A 17,613-nucleotide genomic window follows, 5' to 3' on the forward strand; every position below is an offset into this window, starting at 1 on the left:
ATCGATCAGACCTTGCGGAAGTGTCGAGACCTCGTGCACAGTGAGCCGGTGGCCAGTCGAAGCGCAGACCAGAGGGACTCCCGCGAGTCCAGGAACGGCGGCGGTCCCCAGCTGGACGCCGTCTCCCTCGCCATCATCGAGCAGCTCCAGGAGGACGGCCGCCGGCCGTACGCCGCCATCGGCAAGGCCGTGGGCCTGTCCGAGGCGGCCGTGCGCCAGCGCGTCCAGAAGCTGCTCGACCAGGGCGTGATGCAGATCGTCGCCGTCACGGACCCGCTCACCGTGGGCTTCCGCAGACAGGCGATGGTCGGCGTCAACGTCGAGGGCGACGTGGAGTCGGTGGCGGACGCGCTGACGGCCATGTCCGAATGCGAGTACGTGGTGATGACCGCAGGCTCCTTCGACCTGATGGTGGAGATCGTCTGCGAGGACGACGACCACCTCCTGGAGGTCATCAACAAACGCATCCGGGCCGTCCCCGGAGTGCGCTCCACCGAGAGCTTCGTCTACCTCAAGCTCAAGAAGCAGACCTACATGTGGGGAACCCGATAACCGTGAGGACCCGATAGCCGTGAGCAAGGACCTCTCCCAGACCGCGTACGACCACCTGTGGATGCACTTCACGCGCATGTCGTCGTACGAGAAGGCCCCCGTCCCCACCATCGTCCGGGGCGAGGGCACGTACATCTACGACGACCAGGGCAAGCGCTACCTCGACGGTCTCGCCGGCCTGTTCGTGGTACAGGCCGGGCACGGCCGCGTCGAGCTCGCCGAGACCGCCTTCAAGCAGGCGCAGGAGCTGGCGTTCTTCCCGGTGTGGTCCTACGCCCACCCCAAGGCCGTCGAGCTCGCCGAGCGCCTCGCGCACCACGCCCCGGGCGACCTGAACAAGGTGTTCTTCACCACCGGCGGCGGTGAGGCGGTCGAGACCGCGTGGAAGCTCGCCAAGCAGTACTTCAAGCTGGTCGGCAAGCCCACCAAGCACAAGGTGATCTCCCGCGCGGTCGCCTACCACGGCACCCCGCAGGGCGCCCTGTCCATCACCGGACTGCCCGCTCTGAAGGCACCCTTCGAGCCCCTCGTGCCGGGCGCCCACAAGGTCCCGAACACGAACATCTACCGGGCGCCGATCCACGGCGACGACCCCGAGGCCTTCGGCCGCTGGGCCGCCGACCAGATCGAGCAGCAGATCCTCTTCGAGGGCCCGGACACGGTCGCCGCGGTCTTCCTGGAGCCGGTGCAGAACGCGGGCGGCTGCTTCCCGCCCCCGCCCGGCTACTTCCAGCGGGTGCGCGAGATCTGCGACCAGTACGACGTGCTGCTCGTCTCCGACGAGGTCATCTGCGCCTTCGGCCGCCTGGGCACGATGTTCGCCTGCGACAAGTTCGACTACGTCCCGGACATGATCACCTGCGCCAAGGGCATGACCTCCGGCTACTCCCCCATAGGCGCGTGCGTCATCTCCGACCGCCTGGCCGAGCCGTTCTACAAGGGCGACAACACCTTCCTGCACGGCTACACCTTCGGCGGCCACCCGGTCTCCGCGGCCGTGGGCCTGGCCAACCTCGACCTCTTCGAGCGGGAGAACCTCAACCAGCACGTCCTCGACAACGAGGGCAACTTCCGCGCCACCCTGGAGAAGCTCCACGACCTGCCGATCGTCGGCGACGTCCGCGGCAACGGCTTCTTCTACGGCATCGAGCTGGTCAAGGACAAGGACACCAGGGAGTCCTTCGACGCGGACGAGACCGAGCGGGTCCTGTACGGCTTCCTCTCCAAGAAGCTGTACGAGAACGGCCTGTACTGCCGCGCCGACGACCGCGGCGACCCGGTCGTCCAGCTCGCCCCGCCGCTGATCTCCGACCAGTCGACGTTCGACGAGATCGAGCAGATCCTGCGCGCCACGCTGTCGGAGGCGTGGACGAAGCTGTGACCCCGCGTCGCTCCGATCGTCTGCATGGATGATCAACACCGGCCCCGGTGCCGCCCGTTCGAGTGAGAAACGGCGGTCCGGGGCCGCGTGCTGTCCGGCGTCCCGCCGCCTTCTGCCTAGCGTGCCAGTGACCGATCGGCCCTGCCTTCGTTCCCCCGCACGGGGGATTGGCACGGGAACTACGGATCTGAACCGAGGTGTACGCCCATGGAGGCCCCGCCGGACAACGACGTGCTCTGGGCACGCGCCCTGCACTTCCAGCACGACGACGGCTCCCCCGCGCTCAGCGGTGTCTCGCTCGGCGTCCGGGAGAGCGAGATCCTCGCCGTCAGCGGCCCGCGCGGCAGCGGCAAGACCACCCTGCTGCGGTGCCTGTCCGGCCTGGTGCCCGTCCGGCGCGGCGAGGTCTGGTTCAACAGCGTGCCCGTGCACACCATGGGCCCGCTCACCCGCGAGCGGCTGCGCCGCGACCGCTTCGGCTGGATCGACCCGGCTCCCTCGCTGGTCCCGGAGCTCAACGCCTGGGAGAACACCGCCCTGCCGCTGATGCTGCGCGGCACCAGCAGGCGCCGCGCCAAGAAGGCGGCCCTGGAGTGGCTGGAGCGCCTGGACATCGGCGAGGGCGCCCGCAAACGCCCGCACCAGCTGGTGCAGGCCGAGCGGCAGCGGGTGTGCATCGCCCGTGCCCTCGCCCCCGCCCCGTCGGTCCTGTTCGCCGACGAGCCCACGGCGCCCCTGCACCGCGCCGACCGCGCCCATGTGCTGCGCACCCTCACCACGGCGGCCCGCTCCCACGGCATCACGGTCGTCCTGGCCACGCACGACGCGGAGACCGCGGCGCTCGCCGACCGCACGGTGTCCCTGCTCGACGGGCGGCGCGTGCAGACGGTGCACCTGCCGCCGGTCGGCGGGCCCACCGAGACGGAAGGCCGGGCCGCGTGCTCGCTCTCCGTCTGACCCGCGGCGCCCACCCCGCCGTCCAGCTGCGCCGCCTGCTGGTCGCGGCGGCCTCGGCGGGGACGGGTTTCCTGCTGCTCTGCGCCCTCGGCTACGCGCTGAACCACCCCGGTTCCACCGGTGCCGCCCTGCTGCGGCTCGCCTGGTGCGTGGCCCCCCTGGCCGCCACGGTGTACTTCGCGGTCGCGGTGGCCCGCACCGACCCCGCCACGAAGCCCCGCACCGGCCTCTCCGCGATCGGACTCGGCCCGCTGCGCCTGATGGCCCTCTCGGCGACGACGACGGCCCTGTCCTGCGTCCTGGGCTCGGTGCTGGCCCTGCTGGTCTTCCTGCACCTGCGCGGCGACCTGACGGGCATGCCGTTCGACGGCGCGGCCGCCGAGTCGCTCGCGGCGGGCCACCCGCTGCCGCTGCCGGGAGCCCTGATGCTGCTCGCGCTCGTTCCCGGAGCGGCGTCGGTGGCGGTGGCCCTGGCGCTGCGGCCGAGGGAGGCGGGTCCGGCCCCCTCCCGGCCGGCCGGGACGTACGGCCGTTTCGGCGCGTACCGTCGCACCGCCGCACGCGAGACCTTCGGGGCGTACGGCCGATTCGGCCGGCAGATCATCCGGCCCACGGACGGTCGTGCCACGGAGCCCTCCGCGGCGGCCGGAGCCGGGCAGAACGCGCAGCACGGCGGGCCGCCTCCGGCGCGGACGGGCGGGTCCGTCCCTGCATCGGCCACGGGCCCGACCGCGCGGGGCGCCGGAAGCACGACGGTCGAGGTCGAGGATTCGCCCGAGCCGTCCGGGTCCCGGACGGCGGCACAGGGCACCGTGAGCGCCGTGATCCCGGCCGGCAGCGCCGCACACGCGGCCGCCGACGCCGCCCGGCAGCCCGCCCGGCACGCGGCGGCACCGGACGGCGACGGCGGACCCGCCGCCTCCACCGCCACCGCTTCCGACGCGGCCCTGCCGGAAACCGCCCTGCCGGAAGCCGGCCTGCCGGACAGCGCCCCCACCGCCGCCCCCTCCGGTCTCCCCTGGGGCATCACCGTCCTGGCCGCGGGTCTCGCCGTGGAGACGTACACGAGCCGCACCTCCCCCACGCCCCCCGACCTCACCTTCTCCGGCGCCTCCCCCGGCGTCCTGGCGGGCTGGGCCCTGGCCGCCGTCGGCCTGGCCCTGGCCGGGCCCGGCCTGACCCATCTGTGCGGACGGCTGCTCCAGTCGGCCCGCCCCGGCGCCCTCCGGCTCCTGGCCGGCCGGATCCTCATGGCCGAGGCCGCCCGGATCGGCCGCCCCCTGGGCGTGGTCTGCGCGGTGCTGGCCGCGGCGTACGCCATGGCGCTGCTGCACGCCCCGGACGGACTGTCCCTCGGTCCGCTCACCACGCTCGGCGTGCTGCTGGTGACCGGCTGCACCGTGGCGACGCTGCTCACGGCCGCCGTCGAGGCCCGTCAGGCCCGGGCCGACACCACGGCCGCCCTGCTGCGGCTCGGCGCCCCCGCGACGATGCTCCGCAGTGCCGCCGCCCTGCGCGCGGGCGCCCTGCTCGCCCTGTTCGGCCCGCTCACCCTGACCGTCGCCGAACTGGCGGCGCTGCCGCTGGCCCGCTGACGCCGGTCCGCTGAAAACTCGTGCGAAAAAAAACTCCGTACGGCGATGAGTTCCGCTCAGGCCCCCGGTCTATCCCCGCGTAACGACACACACCCGATGGGAGAAACCTCGCATGTACCAGCAGATGATCTTCGTGAACCTGTGCGTCGGCGACCTGGGCGCCTCGAAGAAGTTCTTCACGGAGCTCGGCTTCTCGATCAACGAGCAGTTCAGCGACGACAGCACCGCCTCGGTCGTGATCAGCGAGACCATCGTGGTGATGGTGCACACCAAGGAGAAGTACGCCCAGTTCACCAAGAAGGAGATCGCGGACGCGAAGAAGACCAGCGAGGTGCTGATCGCACTCAGCTCCGAGAGCCGCGAGAAGGTCGACGAGCTGGTCGAGAAGGCGGTCGCGGCGGGCGGTTCCGTCTCCGGCGAGACCCAGGACCACGGGTTCATGTACGGCCGCGCCTTCGACGACCCGGACGGCCACACCTTCGAGGTCGTGTGGATGGACCCGACGGCCGTCGAGGGCTGAGGCGCGCTGTGCCAGCATGGGCGCGTGCAGACGATGCCCGCCCATGCGGCCCACCATGACGACCGTGAGATCGAGACGCTGGAGGAGTTCGACGCGACCGTCGCGGCGCGCGGCACGCTCGCCGGTCACCGCGTCCAGGCCGTCGACCTGACGGACCGTACGCGCGAACTGCTCGGCACGGACACCACGGGCGCCGTCTTCCTCGGCTGCGCGATGCGCGAGGAGGCCGCCGCGAAGATCCGCACGGACGGCGCCCTGGTCTTCCCACCCGTCCCGGACCTGCCCTTCGATCCCTACCGCGGCCATGTCTACGCGCCGGAGGAGCTCTTCGAGTCGCTGGCGGACGGCTACGAGGCCACGCCCGACGCCCAGGCCTACGCCTGGTTCCAGCGCACGAAGGCGGACCGGGACATCTACGCCTCCATGCTGCGCGCGGTCCACGACGACTCCGTCTCGGACGCTCTCGACGAACTCCTGTCCGGCGCCCGGGTCGTGGGCGTGATGGGAGGCCACGCGATGGCCCGTGGCACACAGGAGTACGCGGGGGCGGCGCGGCTCGGCCGGGAGCTGGCCCGGGCCGGTCTCACGGTCGCCACGGGAGGCGGTCCGGGCGCGATGGAGGCCGCGAACCTCGGCGCGTATGCGGCCCCGTTCGGCGACGAGATGCTCGCCGAGGCGCTCGAACTGCTCGCCAAGGCACCGCACTTCACGCCGTCGATCACCCAGTGGGCGGCGGCCGCCTTCGAGATACGCGCGCGCTGGCCGCAGGGCGGGCGTTCCGTGGGGATTCCGACCTGGTTCTACGGCCACGAGCCGCCGAACGCCTTCGCGTCGCACATCGCCAAGTACTTCGCCAACGCCACCCGCGAGGACGGCCTGCTGGCCCGGTCCAACGCGGGCGTGGTGTTCCTGCCGGGCGCCGCCGGGACCGTCCAGGAGATCTTCGACAACGCGACGCCCAACTACTACGAGTCGCGCGGCGAGCCGACGCCGATGGTGCTCGTGAACCGGGCGCACTGGACGGAGAAGCTGCCGACGTGGCCGCTGCTCCAGTCGCTGGCCAGGGGCCGTTCGATGGAGGCCCGGATCGCGCTCGTGGAGCGGATCGAGGAGGCGCCTGAGGCGTTGAAACGTCTCGGCGGTTAATAAGCTGGCAAAGCAAGTGCTTGCAGCCTGCATATGCGTTGACACTACTTATGCGGCGCTTATAGACCTGAGAGCCTCCCGGTAGTGCTGATGTTCAGTCAGCACTGCCTCCACCCCCCGCATTTGCGCATCCTGTAAAGGACAAACGTGGCAGTTCTGTCCGTATCACGCCGTACGGCTTCGCGCCGTACCGTCGCACGCTCCGTGCGGATCCTCGGTGTCGTCTCCGCCTCGGCCGCGCTCGCGCTCGGTGCCGCCGGCAACGCGCTCGCCTGCAACATCAACGAGTTCTCGGCCGAGGCGAAGTGCGAGGGTGACAAGGGCGTCATCACCGTCACCGACGTGGACCCCGCCGGTGTCCCGGCGACCGTCACCGTGTACCTGGAGAACAACGGCGCCGACGTGAAGAAGGTCGGCGAGCAGGTGGTCAAGGGCTCGCGCGAAGGCACCACCATCACCTTCGCCGAGAACTGGAAGCCGAACGCGGAGTACCGCATCCACGTGAAGGCCACGCCGTACGTCGACGAGGACATCAAGCCGAACCTCGTCACCCCGGCCACGGCCTGCAAGAAGGAAGAGGAGAAGCCGCCGGCGACCCCGCCGGCCACGCCGACCCCGTCGGCCTCCCCGTCGAAGCCGGCCGAGGAGACCGACACCCCGGCTCCGTCGCCGTCGGAGAGCGAGAGCACCACGCCGGCGGGCAACGCGCCCGCGCCCGCGGCCGGTGACTCCAACCTCGCCGAGACCGGTGCCGACTCCAACACCGGCATCATCGCCGGCATCGCGGCGGCCCTGGTCGTCATCGGTGGCGGCGCGGTGTTCTTCGGCATGCGCCGTCGTGGGGCGAGCAGCAGCGACAGCTGACGCCTCCGCACACCGTGATGTGGCCCGTCCCGTGATCCCTGGGGCGGGCCACGTCCCGTCTCACCCGAACGTCGCCCGCTCCAGCCAGAACTCCAGCAGTTCCCGCTCGCCCAGCACCTCCAACTCCGGTGCGTCCAGCGGCAGCCGGCGGTAGAAGGCCAGCAGGACGGGGGTGAGCGGTCCGCGCAGGGCGACGGTGGCCTTCTCGTGGCCGCGGCGCCAGGTGACGCCGACTTCGGTGAGTTCGATGAGCCACTCGGCGTCGAGGTCGGCCCCGGTGTCGGTGGCGTGCAGGTGGATGCTGCGGCCCGGGCCGCGCAGTTCCCGTGCCGCGTCGTGCGGTGCCGTCCGCTGGACGAACTCGACGATCTGGAGCCACTCGTCGATCGCGTCGGCGGCCACGTCGGGCGCGACCTCGTAGGGCAGCCCGGCGGCGAGCGTGGCGTCCGCGCGGTGCACGGTGATCTCGTGCGTCATCCGGCGGGCCCAGAACCCGGAGTTGAGGATCCCCGCCCAGCTCCACACCTTCGTGTCCGGCCCGGCCTCCCGCAGCGCCGCGACGACCTGCTCGCCGCCCTCCGCCAGCCATGCGTCCAGTACGGCGGCGTCACCCCGGGTTCCGGGCCCGGCGAGGCCGGGCACCCGCTCCTCGGGCACCTCCTCCTGGGCCTGGGTCCGCACGATGAACTCCACCCAGCGCAGAGCCCCGCCCATGTGCCGGACCAGGTCCTCCAGCGACCAGTCCGGGCAGGTCGGCACGGTGCCGGACAGGTCCGCGCCGGACGTGACCACGGACCTCAACAGGGCGACCTGGTGGGCGATTTCGTCGCAGTAGCGGTCGTGTGCGAGTAACGTCATGCCCGCACCCTAGGCGGCAGCAGATCAGTCGAGCACCACGATTTCGGCGGCGTCGAACTCCACCCCGACCTCGTCCCCGGTCTCCGGCGCCGCCCGCAGCGCACAGGCCGCCTCCAGGCGCGGGGCGTCCTCCGGCTGGAGATGGACGGCGACATGGGTGCCCTTGAAGGTGCGCGCGGTCACCGTGCAGCGCAGGCCCGCCCCGGCGGACACCAGGCGCACACCGGCGGGCCGCACGAGCAGGGTTCGCGTGCCCTGCGGGGCACCCTCCGGCACCGGCACCTTGCCCCACGGCGTGTCCGCGGCCTCCGCCCCGACCGTCGCCTCGACGACGTTCTCGAAGCCGAGGAAGCGGGCCACGAACGCGTCGGCCGGCCGCTGCCACACCTCAAGAGGCGTACCGGACTGGGCGATCCGTCCGTCCCGCATCACCACGACCCGGTCGGCCAGCGCGAAGGCCTCCCCCTGGTCGTGCGTCACGGCGAGCACGGTCGTGCCCAACCGGCCGAACAGCTCCTTCAGTTCGACGACCAGCCGCTCCCTGAGCGACCGGTCGAGCTGCCCCAGCGGCTCGTCCAGCATCAGCAGCCGGGGGCTCGGCGCCAGGGCCCGGGCCAGCGCCACGCGCTGCTGCTCCCCGCCGGACAGTGCCGCGACGGCCCGGCGGGACGCGCCCGGCAGGCCGACCAGGTCCAGCAACTCCTGTACGCGATCGGCCTGTCGCCGCTTCGACGCCCCGTGCATGCGCAGTCCGAAGGCGACGTTGCCGCCCACGTCCCGCTGCGGGAACAACTGGTGGTCCTGGAACATCAGCCCGACCCCGCGCCGGTGCGCGGGCACGCCCGCCTGGTCGCGTCCGTCGAGCGACACCCGCCCGGAGTCGAGGGGTTGCAGCCCCGCCACCGCTCGCAGCAGCGTCGACTTGCCGCTGCCGCTGGGCCCGAGCACGCACACGACCTCGTGCTCGGCGACCTCCAGATCGACGGCGTCCAGCACGGCACGCCCGCCGAAGCGGACCGTCGCATCCTCCAGGGCCAGCAGCATCAGAACTCCCCGCTCCGGTCGGTGCGAAGCCTCTCCAGCACCAGCAGGGCCACGGCACACACCACCATCAGAATCGTCGAAAGGGCCATCGCCTGCCCGTAGTTGAGCTCCCCGGGCCGCCCCAGCAGCCGCGCCACCGCCACCGGCAGCGTCGGGTTGTCGGGCCGCGCGATGAACACCGTCGCCCCGAACTCCCCGAGCGACACCGCGAAGGCGAACCCCGCCGCGATCAGCAGCGCCCGCCGCACCATCGGCAGATCCACCTCACGCCACACCCGCCAGGGCGAGGCCCCCAGCACCGAGGCCGCCTCCCGCAGCCGCACGTCCACCGCCCGCAGCACGGGCAGCATCGTCCGCACGACGAACGGCACACCGACGAGCGCTTGCGCGAGCGGCACCAGGATCCAGGTGGACCTCAGATCCAGCGGCGGCTCGTCCAAGGCGATCAGGAACCCGAAGCCGACGGTCACCGCGGACACCCCGAGCGGCAGCATCAGCAGCGCGTCGAAGCCGCGCACGAACCGCCCGGCGTCCCGGCGGGTGAGCGCGACGGCGGCGAGACCGCCGATCACCACGGCGATGGCGGTCGCGGCGACGGCGTACTGCAGTGAGTTGCCGATCGCCTCGATCGGCGCCACCAGGAACACCCCGCCGTCGTCCCTGGTCAGTGCCCGGTAGTAGCCGAAGCCGGGCGCGTCAAGGGACCGCTCCACCAGCACCGCGAGCGGCAGCAGGAGCAGTACGACGACGGTGACGAGCACCCCGCCCAGCAGCGCCCACTGCCCGGTGCCGCGCGGCCGGCGCGCGGTCACGGACGGGTCCACCAGCCGCAGCGCGGTCTCCCGCCGCCGTACGGTCCAGGCGTGCAGGGCGAGGATCGCGCCCACCGCGACGAACTGGATCAAGGTCAGCACGGCGGCCGTGGACAGGTCGAAGATCTCCGACGTCTGCCGGTAGATCTCCACCTCCAGGGTCGAGAAGGTGGGCCCGCCGAGGATCTGGACGACACCGAAGGAGGTGAAGGTGAACAGGAAGACCATGAGCGCGGCGGCGGCCACGGCGGGCGCGAGCGCCGGCAGCGTGACCTGACGCCAGGCCCTCAGCGGCGATGCCCCGAGCATCCGGGCGGCCTCCTCCTGCCGCGGGTCGAGCTGCGCCCAGAGCCCGCCGACGGTGCGTACGACGACCGCGTAGTTGAAGAAGACGTGCGCGAGCAGGATCGCCCATACGGTGGTGTCCAGCCGCACGCCCCACAGCTCGTCCAGCAGCCCGCCCCGCCCGACCAGCGCCAGGAACGCCGTACCGACGACGACCGTCGGCAGCACGAACGGCACGGTCACCGCCGCCCGCAGGATCTGCTTGCCCGGGAAGTCGAAGCGCGCGAAGACGTACGCGCCGGGCAGCGCGATCAGCAGGGTGAGCACCGTCGAGACGATCGCCTGCCAGGTGGTGAACCACAGGACGTGCCGGACGTCGGACTGCGCCAGCACCTCCCCGATGCGCCCGAACTGCCAGACCCCGTCGACCTCCAGACCGCGCGCGACGATCGCGGCGACAGGGTAGGCGAAGAAGACCGCGAAGAACGCGACGGGCACGGCGAGGAGCCCGAGCCGCGCCGCGCTCCCGCGCCGGTCCCTGCGGACGGCTGCTTCGGTCGGTCCGGTTACTTCAGGCCCGGTTACTTCAGGCCCGGTTACTTCAGTACGAGCGAAGTCCACGACTTGACCCACTGGTCACGGCGGTCGGCGATCTTCGCCGGGTCCATGGTCTCCGGGTCCTTCGCCTGCGGCCCGTACTTCACGAACTCCGGCGGCACCTGGGCGCCCTCGCGCACCGGGTACACGTACATGTTGAGCGGCATGTCCTCCTGGAACCGCTCGCTGATCAGGAAGTCGAGGAGCGCCTTGCCGCCCTTGGTGTTCTTGGCGTTGCTCAGCAGCCCGGCGTACTCGACCTGCCGGAAGCAGGTGCCCTGCGCGACCCCGGTCGGCGCCGTGCTGGGCTTCGGGTCGGTGTAGACGACCTCGACGGGCGGCGAGGAGGCGTACGACACGACGAGCGGCCGGTCGCCCTTGGCCTTCTTGCCGCCGGCCGAGCCGGAGAACTCCTCGTTGTAGGCCTGCTCCCAGCCGTCGACGACCTTCACGCCGTTGGCCTTGAGCTTCTTCCAGTAGTCCTGCCAGCCGTCGTCGCCGTACTTCGCGGCGGTGCCCAGCAGGAAGCCGAGACCGGGCGAGGAGGTGGAGGCGTTCTCGGTGACGAGGAGGTTCTTGTACTCGGGCTTGACCAGGTCGTCGAAGCTGCGCGGCGGGTCGAGCTTGTGGTCGGCGAAGTACTTCTTGTCGTAGTTGACGCAGATGTCGCCGGTGTCGACGGGCGTGACCCGGTGCTTGTCCTGGTCGGCCCGGTACTCCGGTGCGATCCGGTCCGAGCCCTTCGCCTCGTACGGCTGGAACAGGCCGTTGTCGAGGGCGCGGGACAGCAGGGTGTTGTCGACGCCGAAGAAGACGTCGCCCTGCGGGTTGTCCTTGGTCAGGATGGCCTTGTTCACGGCCTGCCCGGCGTCGCCGTCCTCGAGGACGTTGACCTTGTAGCCGGACTGCTTCTCGAACGCCGCGATGACGTCCTTCGAGGCGGCCCACGAGTTGTGGCTGACGAGCGTCACGGTCTTGGAGTCGCCGGACCCCTGGCCGCCGTCGGACGACCCGCAGGCGGCGAGCGTGCCGGCCATGCCGAGCCCGACGGCCACCGCCGTCAGCCGCTTGATGTTGTGGCTCACTGGATTCCTCCTGGAGGACCAGGAGAAGACGCGGCCCTGCCCGGGATCTCTGGGAGTCCCGGGCAGGGCGCAACAGCTCGAGTGATGACCGATCTCCCTACCCAGAATGACCTGGGCCAGGTTCGGAGGGTCTGCGGCCGTGTGCCGCACTCTCAGCGCTGTGGCGCTCCCCTGTCGGAATATGAAGGTGTCGGAAAATACGGTTGTGCTTACGCCGGTCAGACTACCTTTCGGTCGCCGCGAGCTGACCACACGCCCCGTCGATCTCCTGACCACGGGTGTCCCGGATCGTCACCGGCACACCATGGGCCGCGATGGCCTCCACGAACGCCTTCTCGTCCTCCGGCCGGGAAGCCGTCCACTTCGACCCTGGCGTCGGGTTGAGCGGGATCAGGTTCACGTGCACGGGCCTGCCCTTGAGCATCCGCCCGAGCCGGTCACCGCGCCAGGCCTGATCGTTGATGTCCCGGATCAGCGCGTACTCGATGGACAGCCGGCGCCCGGACTTGGCGCTGTACTCGAAGCCGGCGTCCAGCACCTCCCGGACCTTCCACCGCGTGTTGACGGGGACGAGGGTGTCGCGCAGCTCGTCGTCGGGGGCGTGCAGCGAGATCGCGAGGCGGCACTTGAGGCCCTCGTCGGCGAGCCGGTGGATGGCCGGGACGAGGCCGACCGTCGAGACGGTGATCCCGCGCTGCGACAGCCCCAGCCCGTCGGGCTCGGGGTCGGTGAGCCGCCGGATGGAGCCGAGGACCCGGTTGTAGTTGGCGAGCGGCTCGCCCATGCCCATGAACACGATGTTGCTGAGCCGCGCCGGCCCACCGGGGACCTCCCCGTCCCTGAGCGCCCGCATACCATCGACGATCTGATGCACGATCTCGGCGGTGGACAGATTCCGGTCGAGCCCCGCCTGCCCGGTCGCACAGAACGGGCAGTTCATCCCGCACCCGGCCTGCGAGCTGATGCACATGGTCACCCGGTCCGGGTAGCGCATCAGCACGGACTCGACGAGCGTCCCGTCGAACAGCCGCCACAGCGTCTTGCGCGTGGTGCCCTGGTCGGTCGACAGATGCCGCACGACGGTCATCAGCTCGGGAAGCAGCGCCTCCTGGAGCCGGCCACGGGAGCCGGCCGGGATATCAGTCCACTGCTCCGGGTCGTGCGCGTACCGCGCGAAGTAGTGCTGCGAGAGCTGCTTGGCACGAAACGGCTTCTCCCCGACAGCGACCACGGCCTCCTTGCGCTCGGCAGGAGTGAGGTCGGCGAGATGCCGCGGCGGCTTCTTGGCTCCGCGCGGGGCGACGAAAGTGAGTTCTCCGGGTGCAGGCATAACCCATCCAGTGTGGCAGATCAACTCTGGTGGCCCAGGCCGGAGCCGGGTGGGGGTGGTCACCTGCGGGTGGCGTCTGTCAGCGTTGGTCGGCCTGGGACGGCCCAGGGACGGCCCAGCGGAGATCATTGCTCGCTTGTCCGCTCAGGTCCTGTGGGCCAGGCGTACTCATCCATCGGTGCCGGGTGTCCGCCCGTGCTCCAAGTACAGCGGCGCACCTGCGTCTCGGGCCTCTGCCGCTGCGATGATGCGCCGGGCCAATCGCGGGATGGTGTGCTCCGAGATCTGCTCGGGAGTGAAGAAGGCGAAGCTCTTCAGCTCCTCGGGCTGCAAGCTGATCCTGGCCAGGTCGTCCTGGTCGAGCAGGCCGCCGTCGAACAGGTACAGCACCTTGTCGCCCTCGGCCTCGTTCGGGGCCCAGTCCACCGCGAGCAGGCGCCCAAGGGGTGGGGTGATGCCCAGCTCCTCCTGGACCTCGCGGACGGCCGCGTGCAGAGGCGATTCGCCGGTCTCGACGTATCCGCCGGGGATCTCCCAGTAGTCCTTGTATGTGGGCGCGACCATGAGGACTCGCCCAGCGGTATCGAAGAAGAGCGCACCCGCTGCCATACGCGGACGCGCCATCCTCACTTCCCGTTCAGTCGGCGCCATGCAGCCGAGGGTAACCAGCTCGGACGACATGCAGACGCCCCGCTGCCAACATCGCCCGCGACATCCAGGCCAACCGCGAAACCGCCCGCGAAGCCCAGGTGAAAACCGATTCAGGCGACCTGCGCTCAGTCCAGCTGCTCCGCCAGCCCGACCACGATGCCCTCGGGGCCGCGGAGGTAGCAGAGTCGATAGCTGTCCTCGTACCGCACCACCTCGCCGACGAGTTCCGCGCCGTGGGTGTGCAGGCGGGCGATGGCGTCCTCGATGTCGTCGACGGCGAACATGACACGGCGGATGCCCAGCGTGTTCGCCGGCGCGTCCTTCGGCTCGGGGCGGATCGCCTTCGGCTGGTGGAACATCGCCAGCTCGATGCGGCCGTGACCGTCCGGGGTCCGCAGCATGGCGATCTCCTGCCGGACGTCCTCGAGCCCGATGACACGGTCCACCCAGGGTCCCTCGGCCGGCCCCCTGCCCTCCAGCTCCATGCCGAGTTCGACGAAGAACGAAAGGACGGCGTCCATGTCGTCGACCACGATGAGGACGTTGTCCATCCGCTGGATCGTCATGCCGGGCCTCCTAGGAGTTGCAGGGCCACGGCGGTGAGCCCCTGTCCGGACACAGAGGTGCCCGTCACACGTCGGCCGTACCCCTCAGAGGCCCTGCTCGCCCGTGTGCTCCAACCGGTCCTTGAGGATCTGCTCGTTGCGCGGCAGTTCCTTGCGGACCTGGGGGCGTACGACGAGCGGGACGAGGACCTTGCCGACGCCGTGGCCCTCGAAGTCGACCTCGATCGTCACGTGGGAGCGCTGCCCCTCGTCGTACGGCTCGACCTCGCCGTGCACCCGTGCCCGGACGGGACCGTCGACACCCCGCATGCCCCAGCTGTGCGGCGGGTCGTACTCCGTGACCTCCATGGTCATCGGCATGACCCGGCGGCCGATGTGCCGGGTGACCCGCATCCGGGAGCCGACACCGACCGGCCCCTCGTCAAGGCGTTCCGCGGACACGGCGCTCAGCTGCCACTCCGGCAGCCGCTGGGCGTCCGTGACGTAGGCGTAGACGTCCTCGGGACGCCGGTCGACATCGATGGTCTGTCGAATGCTGGACATAATGTTCCCCTTTGCGACGTACACCTGAATCGTCCCACTTGGAGACGTCGCAGGCACCTCCGCACAACGGCAGCGAGCCCCCGCCGGTCACCCGGCGGGGGCTCGTCGCACAGCCGTATCGCCTCAGCCGGACCCGACGAAGAGCACGAGCAGCAGCCACACCACCGGAGCCGTGGGCAGCAGTGAGTCCAGCCGGTCCATGATGCCGCCGTGCCCCGGCAGCAGCGTGCCCATGTCCTTGATGCCGAGGTCCCGCTTGATCATGGACTCGCCGAGGTCGCCCAGCGTGGCGCTGACCGCGACCGCGAGGCCGAGCACCAGGCCCTGCCACCAGGCACCGTCGTCGATGAGGAACTGCATGCACAGCGCGCCCACGACCATCGCGAAGGAGATCGCGCCGAGCAGACCCTCGCGGGTCTTGCCGGGGCTGATGCGCGGGGCGAGCTTGTGCCGGCCGAAGCGCCAGCCGACCGCGTAGGCGCCGGTGTCGCTGACGACGGTGAGCAGCAGGAACGTGAGCACCCGCTGCGCCCCGTCGTCCGCCGTCAGCATCATCGCGACGAACGTCGCCAGGAACGGCACGTAGAACGCCGCGAAGACGCCCGCCGTGACGTCCCTGAGGTAGTTCTCGGGCGGTTCCGTCATGCGCCACACCAGCACGGCCAGTGCCGTGAGCGCCATCGCGACCCAGGCGCCCTCGGCGCCCCGGACGTACCCGGCGACGACCATCGCGGCACCGCCGAGCGCGAGCGGCACGAGGGGTGCCCGGATGCCCTTGCGTTCGTCCAGCCGCTTGGTCAGCTCCCACAGGCCCACCACGACGGCGACCGCGATCACGCCGACGAACACGGCCTTGACGACGAACAGCGACGCGACGATCACCGCGCCCAGCCCGACGCCGACCCCTATCGCGGCACTCAGGTCGCGACCCGCGCTCTTCTTCTGCGGCTTGGGTGCCGGCTCTGCGGCGTCGGGCATGGGCTCCGGATTCGTCTCGTTCCGGACCGGAGAGCCGCTCAGCCGAGCAGCCCCCCGGTCGTCATCCTGGTTTCCGCCGTATGCGGCTACGTCGGGCACGATGGGCATGGGGCGAGTCTGAGGCGCTTCATGCGCATCGTATGCGGGACCCGCCGGAGCGGCTCCCTGGACGTGCCCCTGGCCAGGGGGGTGGGCATGTCCATTCCCATGGGTGTGGGAGTGCCCATGGGAATGCCCTTGGTCGGTGGGCCCCCAGTACCCGGCCTGTGGCGGCGCCCCCCAGGAAGAGTCGTTCATCAGACCTCGAGCAGCTCCGCTTCCTTGTGCTTCAGGAGCTCGTCCACCTGCGCCACGTACTTGTGGGTGGTGTCGTCGAGCTCCTTCTCCGCACGGCGGCCCTCGTCCTCGCCGATCTCGCCGTCCTTGATCAGCTTGTCGATGGCGTCCTTGGCCTTGCGGCGCACGGAGCGGATGGAGACCTTGGCGTCCTCACCCTTGCTCTTGGCGACCTTGATGTACTCGCGGCGGCGCTCCTCGGTCAGTTCGGGGAACACCACTCGAATGATGTTGCCGTCGTTGCTCGGGTTGACGCCCAGGTCGGAGTCGCGGATCGCCTGCTCGATGTTGCGCAGCGCGCTCTTGTCGAACGGGGTCACCACGGCCATGCGCGGCTCGGGCACCGAGAACGAGGCCAGCTGGTTGATCGGGGTCGGCGCGCCGTAGTAGTCGGCCACGATCTTGTTGAACATCGCCGGGTGCGCACGGCCGGTGCGGATCGCGGCGAAGTCCTCCTTGGCGACCACGACGGCCTTCTCCATCTTCTCCTCGGCCTCGAGGAGGGTCTCTTCGATCACCACTTGCTCCTGCGTGTCTTGAGTAGGCCCGGCTGCGGTTCCATGTGGGGCGGCGGCCGGCTGCGTCGCGTCTTCTTCCTGCACGGTTCCCGACCGGCGGAACATTGTCCATCCCCCGGCCCGGCTCCGTCCCGTCCGTCCCCCGGACGGGGTTGTTCTCGGGTCTCAGTCCCGGCTGCCGGGGTCCCCCACCAGCGTGCCGATCTTCTCACCCTTGACGGCACGACCGATGTTGCCCTCTGCCAGCAGCTCGAAGACCACGATCGGGAGCTTGTTGTCGCGGCACAGCGTCACGGCCGTGGCGTCGGCGACCTTCAGGTCACGGGTGATGACCTCGCCGTAGCCGAGGTGGTCGAACTTCACCGCGTCCGGGTTGGTCTTCGGGTCGGAGTCGTAGACCCCGTCCACGCCGTTCTTGCCCATCAGCAGCGCCTCCGCGTCGATCTCCAGGGCGCGCTGGGCGGCGGTGGTGTCGGTGGAGAAGTACGGCATGCCCATACCGGCACCGAAGATGACCACACGGCCCTTCTCCAGGTGCCGCACGGCGCGCAGCGGGATGTACGGCTCGGCGACCTGGCCCATGGTGATGGCGGTCTGCACCCGGCAGTCCACCCCCACCTTCTCCAGGAAGTCCTGGAGGGCCAGGCAGTTCATGACCGTGCCGAGCATGCCCATGTAGTCGGAGCGGGCCCGGTCCATGCCGCGCTGCTGGAGCTCGGCACCGCGGAAGAAGTTGCCGCCGCCGATGACGACCGCGATCTGCGCACCGTCGCGTACGACGGCCGCGATCTCGCGGGCGATCTTGTGCACCACGTCGGGGTCGACGCCCAGGCCCCCACCGCCGGAGAAGGCCTCTCCGGACAGCTTCAGCAGAAACCGGCCGCGCACTTTGCCGTCGTCGCTCTTCTGGGCCTTGGTGGTCATGGGGGATCCCGCCTCTTTCACGTGTTGCACATACGAAGAAGGCCATTGCCGGTGGGGCGTGGTTCGCATCC

Annotated in this window: 18 protein-coding genes and 1 riboswitch; of the genes, 7 read left to right on the forward strand and 11 right to left on the reverse strand. The window is 70.6% G+C overall.

The annotated features are described in order from the left end of the window. Positions 1–33 precede the first annotated feature (33 nt). The 7 genes from ACZ3I3_RS16410 (at position 34) to ACZ3I3_RS16440 (ending at position 7,015) form a co-directional block, all read left to right on the forward strand. Positions 34–552, forward strand: coding sequence for an Lrp/AsnC family transcriptional regulator (locus tag ACZ3I3_RS16410; RefSeq protein WP_399414767.1), 519 nt, complete (start codon positions 34–36; stop codon positions 550–552). A gap of 19 nt (positions 553–571) precedes the next feature. Further along, positions 572–1,933: an aspartate aminotransferase family protein gene (locus ACZ3I3_RS16415; RefSeq protein ID WP_467365635.1), complete on the forward strand. Its 1,362-nt coding sequence runs from the start codon at positions 572–574 to the stop codon at positions 1,931–1,933. Between the two features lie 207 nt (positions 1,934–2,140). After that, positions 2,141–2,890: an ABC transporter ATP-binding protein gene (locus ACZ3I3_RS16420; protein ID WP_467365637.1), complete on the forward strand. Its 750-nt coding sequence runs from the start codon at positions 2,141–2,143 to the stop codon at positions 2,888–2,890. After that, complete coding sequence (locus ACZ3I3_RS16425) at positions 2,872–4,485, forward strand: hypothetical protein (RefSeq protein WP_467365639.1); 1,614 nt, start codon at positions 2,872–2,874, stop codon at positions 4,483–4,485. The genes ACZ3I3_RS16420 and ACZ3I3_RS16425 overlap by 19 nt, the downstream gene beginning before the upstream one ends. 112 nt (positions 4,486–4,597) lie before the next feature. Next, positions 4,598–5,005, forward strand: coding sequence for a VOC family protein (locus tag ACZ3I3_RS16430; RefSeq protein ID WP_467365641.1), 408 nt, complete (start codon positions 4,598–4,600; stop codon positions 5,003–5,005). A gap of 24 nt (positions 5,006–5,029) precedes the next feature. Beyond that, a complete protein-coding gene (locus tag ACZ3I3_RS16435; RefSeq protein ID WP_467365643.1) occupies positions 5,030–6,151 on the forward strand; it encodes an LOG family protein in 1,122 nt (373 codons plus the stop codon). Positions 6,152–6,355: 204 nt separating this feature from the next. Further along, positions 6,356–7,015 (forward strand): LAETG motif-containing sortase-dependent surface protein, encoded by a 660-nt coding sequence (locus ACZ3I3_RS16440; RefSeq protein WP_467365645.1) that lies wholly within the window; start codon positions 6,356–6,358, stop codon positions 7,013–7,015. A gap of 60 nt (positions 7,016–7,075) precedes the next feature. Here ACZ3I3_RS16440 and ACZ3I3_RS16445 read toward each other — a convergent pair whose 3' ends face one another. The 11 genes from ACZ3I3_RS16445 to pyrH all read right to left on the reverse strand — a co-directional run bounded on the left by ACZ3I3_RS16445 (position 7,076) and on the right by pyrH (position 17,542). After that, positions 7,076–7,873, reverse strand: coding sequence for a maleylpyruvate isomerase family mycothiol-dependent enzyme (locus ACZ3I3_RS16445; RefSeq protein WP_467365647.1), 798 nt, complete (start codon positions 7,871–7,873; stop codon positions 7,076–7,078). Between the two features lie 24 nt (positions 7,874–7,897). Further along, positions 7,898–8,917, reverse strand: coding sequence for an ABC transporter ATP-binding protein (locus ACZ3I3_RS16450; RefSeq protein ID WP_467365649.1), 1,020 nt, complete (start codon positions 8,915–8,917; stop codon positions 7,898–7,900). Beyond that, the gene (locus tag ACZ3I3_RS16455; protein WP_467365651.1) at positions 8,917–10,512 is read right to left on the reverse strand and encodes an ABC transporter permease; all 1,596 of its coding nucleotides are present in this window, start codon (positions 10,510–10,512) and stop codon (positions 8,917–8,919) included. The genes ACZ3I3_RS16450 and ACZ3I3_RS16455 overlap by 1 nt, the downstream gene beginning before the upstream one ends. A gap of 98 nt (positions 10,513–10,610) precedes the next feature. Beyond that, positions 10,611–11,648, reverse strand: coding sequence for a thiamine ABC transporter substrate-binding protein (locus tag ACZ3I3_RS16460; RefSeq protein WP_467365947.1), 1,038 nt, complete (start codon positions 11,646–11,648; stop codon positions 10,611–10,613). Between the two features lie 124 nt (positions 11,649–11,772). After that, positions 11,773–11,879: riboswitch (TPP riboswitch) on the reverse strand. A 40-nt stretch (positions 11,880–11,919) separates the two neighbouring features. Continuing rightward, a complete protein-coding gene (gene rlmN, locus ACZ3I3_RS16465; protein ID WP_399414757.1) occupies positions 11,920–13,026 on the reverse strand; it encodes a dual-specificity RNA methyltransferase RlmN in 1,107 nt (368 codons plus the stop codon). Between the two features lie 168 nt (positions 13,027–13,194). Beyond that, positions 13,195–13,677: an NUDIX domain-containing protein gene (locus ACZ3I3_RS16470; RefSeq protein ID WP_467365652.1), complete on the reverse strand. Its 483-nt coding sequence runs from the start codon at positions 13,675–13,677 to the stop codon at positions 13,195–13,197. Positions 13,678–13,802: 125 nt separating this feature from the next. Then, a complete protein-coding gene (locus ACZ3I3_RS16475; RefSeq protein ID WP_467365654.1) occupies positions 13,803–14,243 on the reverse strand; it encodes a VOC family protein in 441 nt (146 codons plus the stop codon). 84 nt (positions 14,244–14,327) lie between these two features. After that, the gene (locus ACZ3I3_RS16480; protein ID WP_467365655.1) at positions 14,328–14,786 is read right to left on the reverse strand and encodes an SRPBCC family protein; all 459 of its coding nucleotides are present in this window, start codon (positions 14,784–14,786) and stop codon (positions 14,328–14,330) included. Between the two features lie 123 nt (positions 14,787–14,909). Continuing rightward, entirely contained in the window at positions 14,910–16,061 is a 1,152-nt protein-coding gene (locus ACZ3I3_RS16485) for a phosphatidate cytidylyltransferase (RefSeq protein WP_399414756.1), read from the reverse strand. After that, positions 16,061–16,618, reverse strand: coding sequence for a ribosome recycling factor (gene frr / locus ACZ3I3_RS16490; RefSeq protein WP_059422066.1), 558 nt, complete (start codon positions 16,616–16,618; stop codon positions 16,061–16,063). Before frr ends, ACZ3I3_RS16485 begins: the two co-directional genes overlap by 1 nt. A 165-nt stretch (positions 16,619–16,783) precedes the next feature. Continuing rightward, positions 16,784–17,542 carry a UMP kinase gene (gene pyrH, locus ACZ3I3_RS16495; protein ID WP_010044452.1) on the reverse strand — a complete coding sequence of 253 codons (759 nt, stop codon included), beginning with the start codon at positions 17,540–17,542 and terminating at the stop codon, positions 16,784–16,786. Between the last annotated feature and the right edge of the window lie 71 nt (positions 17,543–17,613).

The organism is Streptomyces sp. NPDC016851, assembly GCF_055562795.1.

Bases quoted from the DNA above. Each gene is read 5' to 3' on its own strand.
- ACZ3I3_RS16420 (WP_467365637.1), top strand. From the start codon at position 2,141: ATGGAGGCCCCGCCGGACAACGACGTGCTCTGGGCACGCGCCCTGCAC.
- ACZ3I3_RS16430 (WP_467365641.1), top strand. From the start codon at position 4,598: ATGTACCAGCAGATGATCTTCGTGAACCTGTGCGTCGGCGACCTGGGC.
- ACZ3I3_RS16445 (WP_467365647.1), bottom strand. From the start codon at position 7,873: ATGACGTTACTCGCACACGACCGCTACTGCGACGAAATCGCCCACCAG.
- ACZ3I3_RS16450 (WP_467365649.1), bottom strand. From the start codon at position 8,917: ATGCTGCTGGCCCTGGAGGATGCGACGGTCCGCTTCGGCGGGCGTGCC.
- ACZ3I3_RS16460 (WP_467365947.1), bottom strand. From the start codon at position 11,648: ATGGCCGGCACGCTCGCCGCCTGCGGGTCGTCCGACGGCGGCCAGGGG.
- rlmN (WP_399414757.1), bottom strand. From the start codon at position 13,026: ATGCCTGCACCCGGAGAACTCACTTTCGTCGCCCCGCGCGGAGCCAAG.
- ACZ3I3_RS16470 (WP_467365652.1), bottom strand. From the start codon at position 13,677: ATGGCGCCGACTGAACGGGAAGTGAGGATGGCGCGTCCGCGTATGGCA.
- ACZ3I3_RS16475 (WP_467365654.1), bottom strand. From the start codon at position 14,243: ATGACGATCCAGCGGATGGACAACGTCCTCATCGTGGTCGACGACATG.
- ACZ3I3_RS16480 (WP_467365655.1), bottom strand. From the start codon at position 14,786: ATGTCCAGCATTCGACAGACCATCGATGTCGACCGGCGTCCCGAGGAC.
- ACZ3I3_RS16485 (WP_399414756.1), bottom strand. From the start codon at position 16,061: ATGAACGACTCTTCCTGGGGGGCGCCGCCACAGGCCGGGTACTGGGGG.
- pyrH (WP_010044452.1), bottom strand. From the start codon at position 17,542: ATGACCACCAAGGCCCAGAAGAGCGACGACGGCAAAGTGCGCGGCCGG.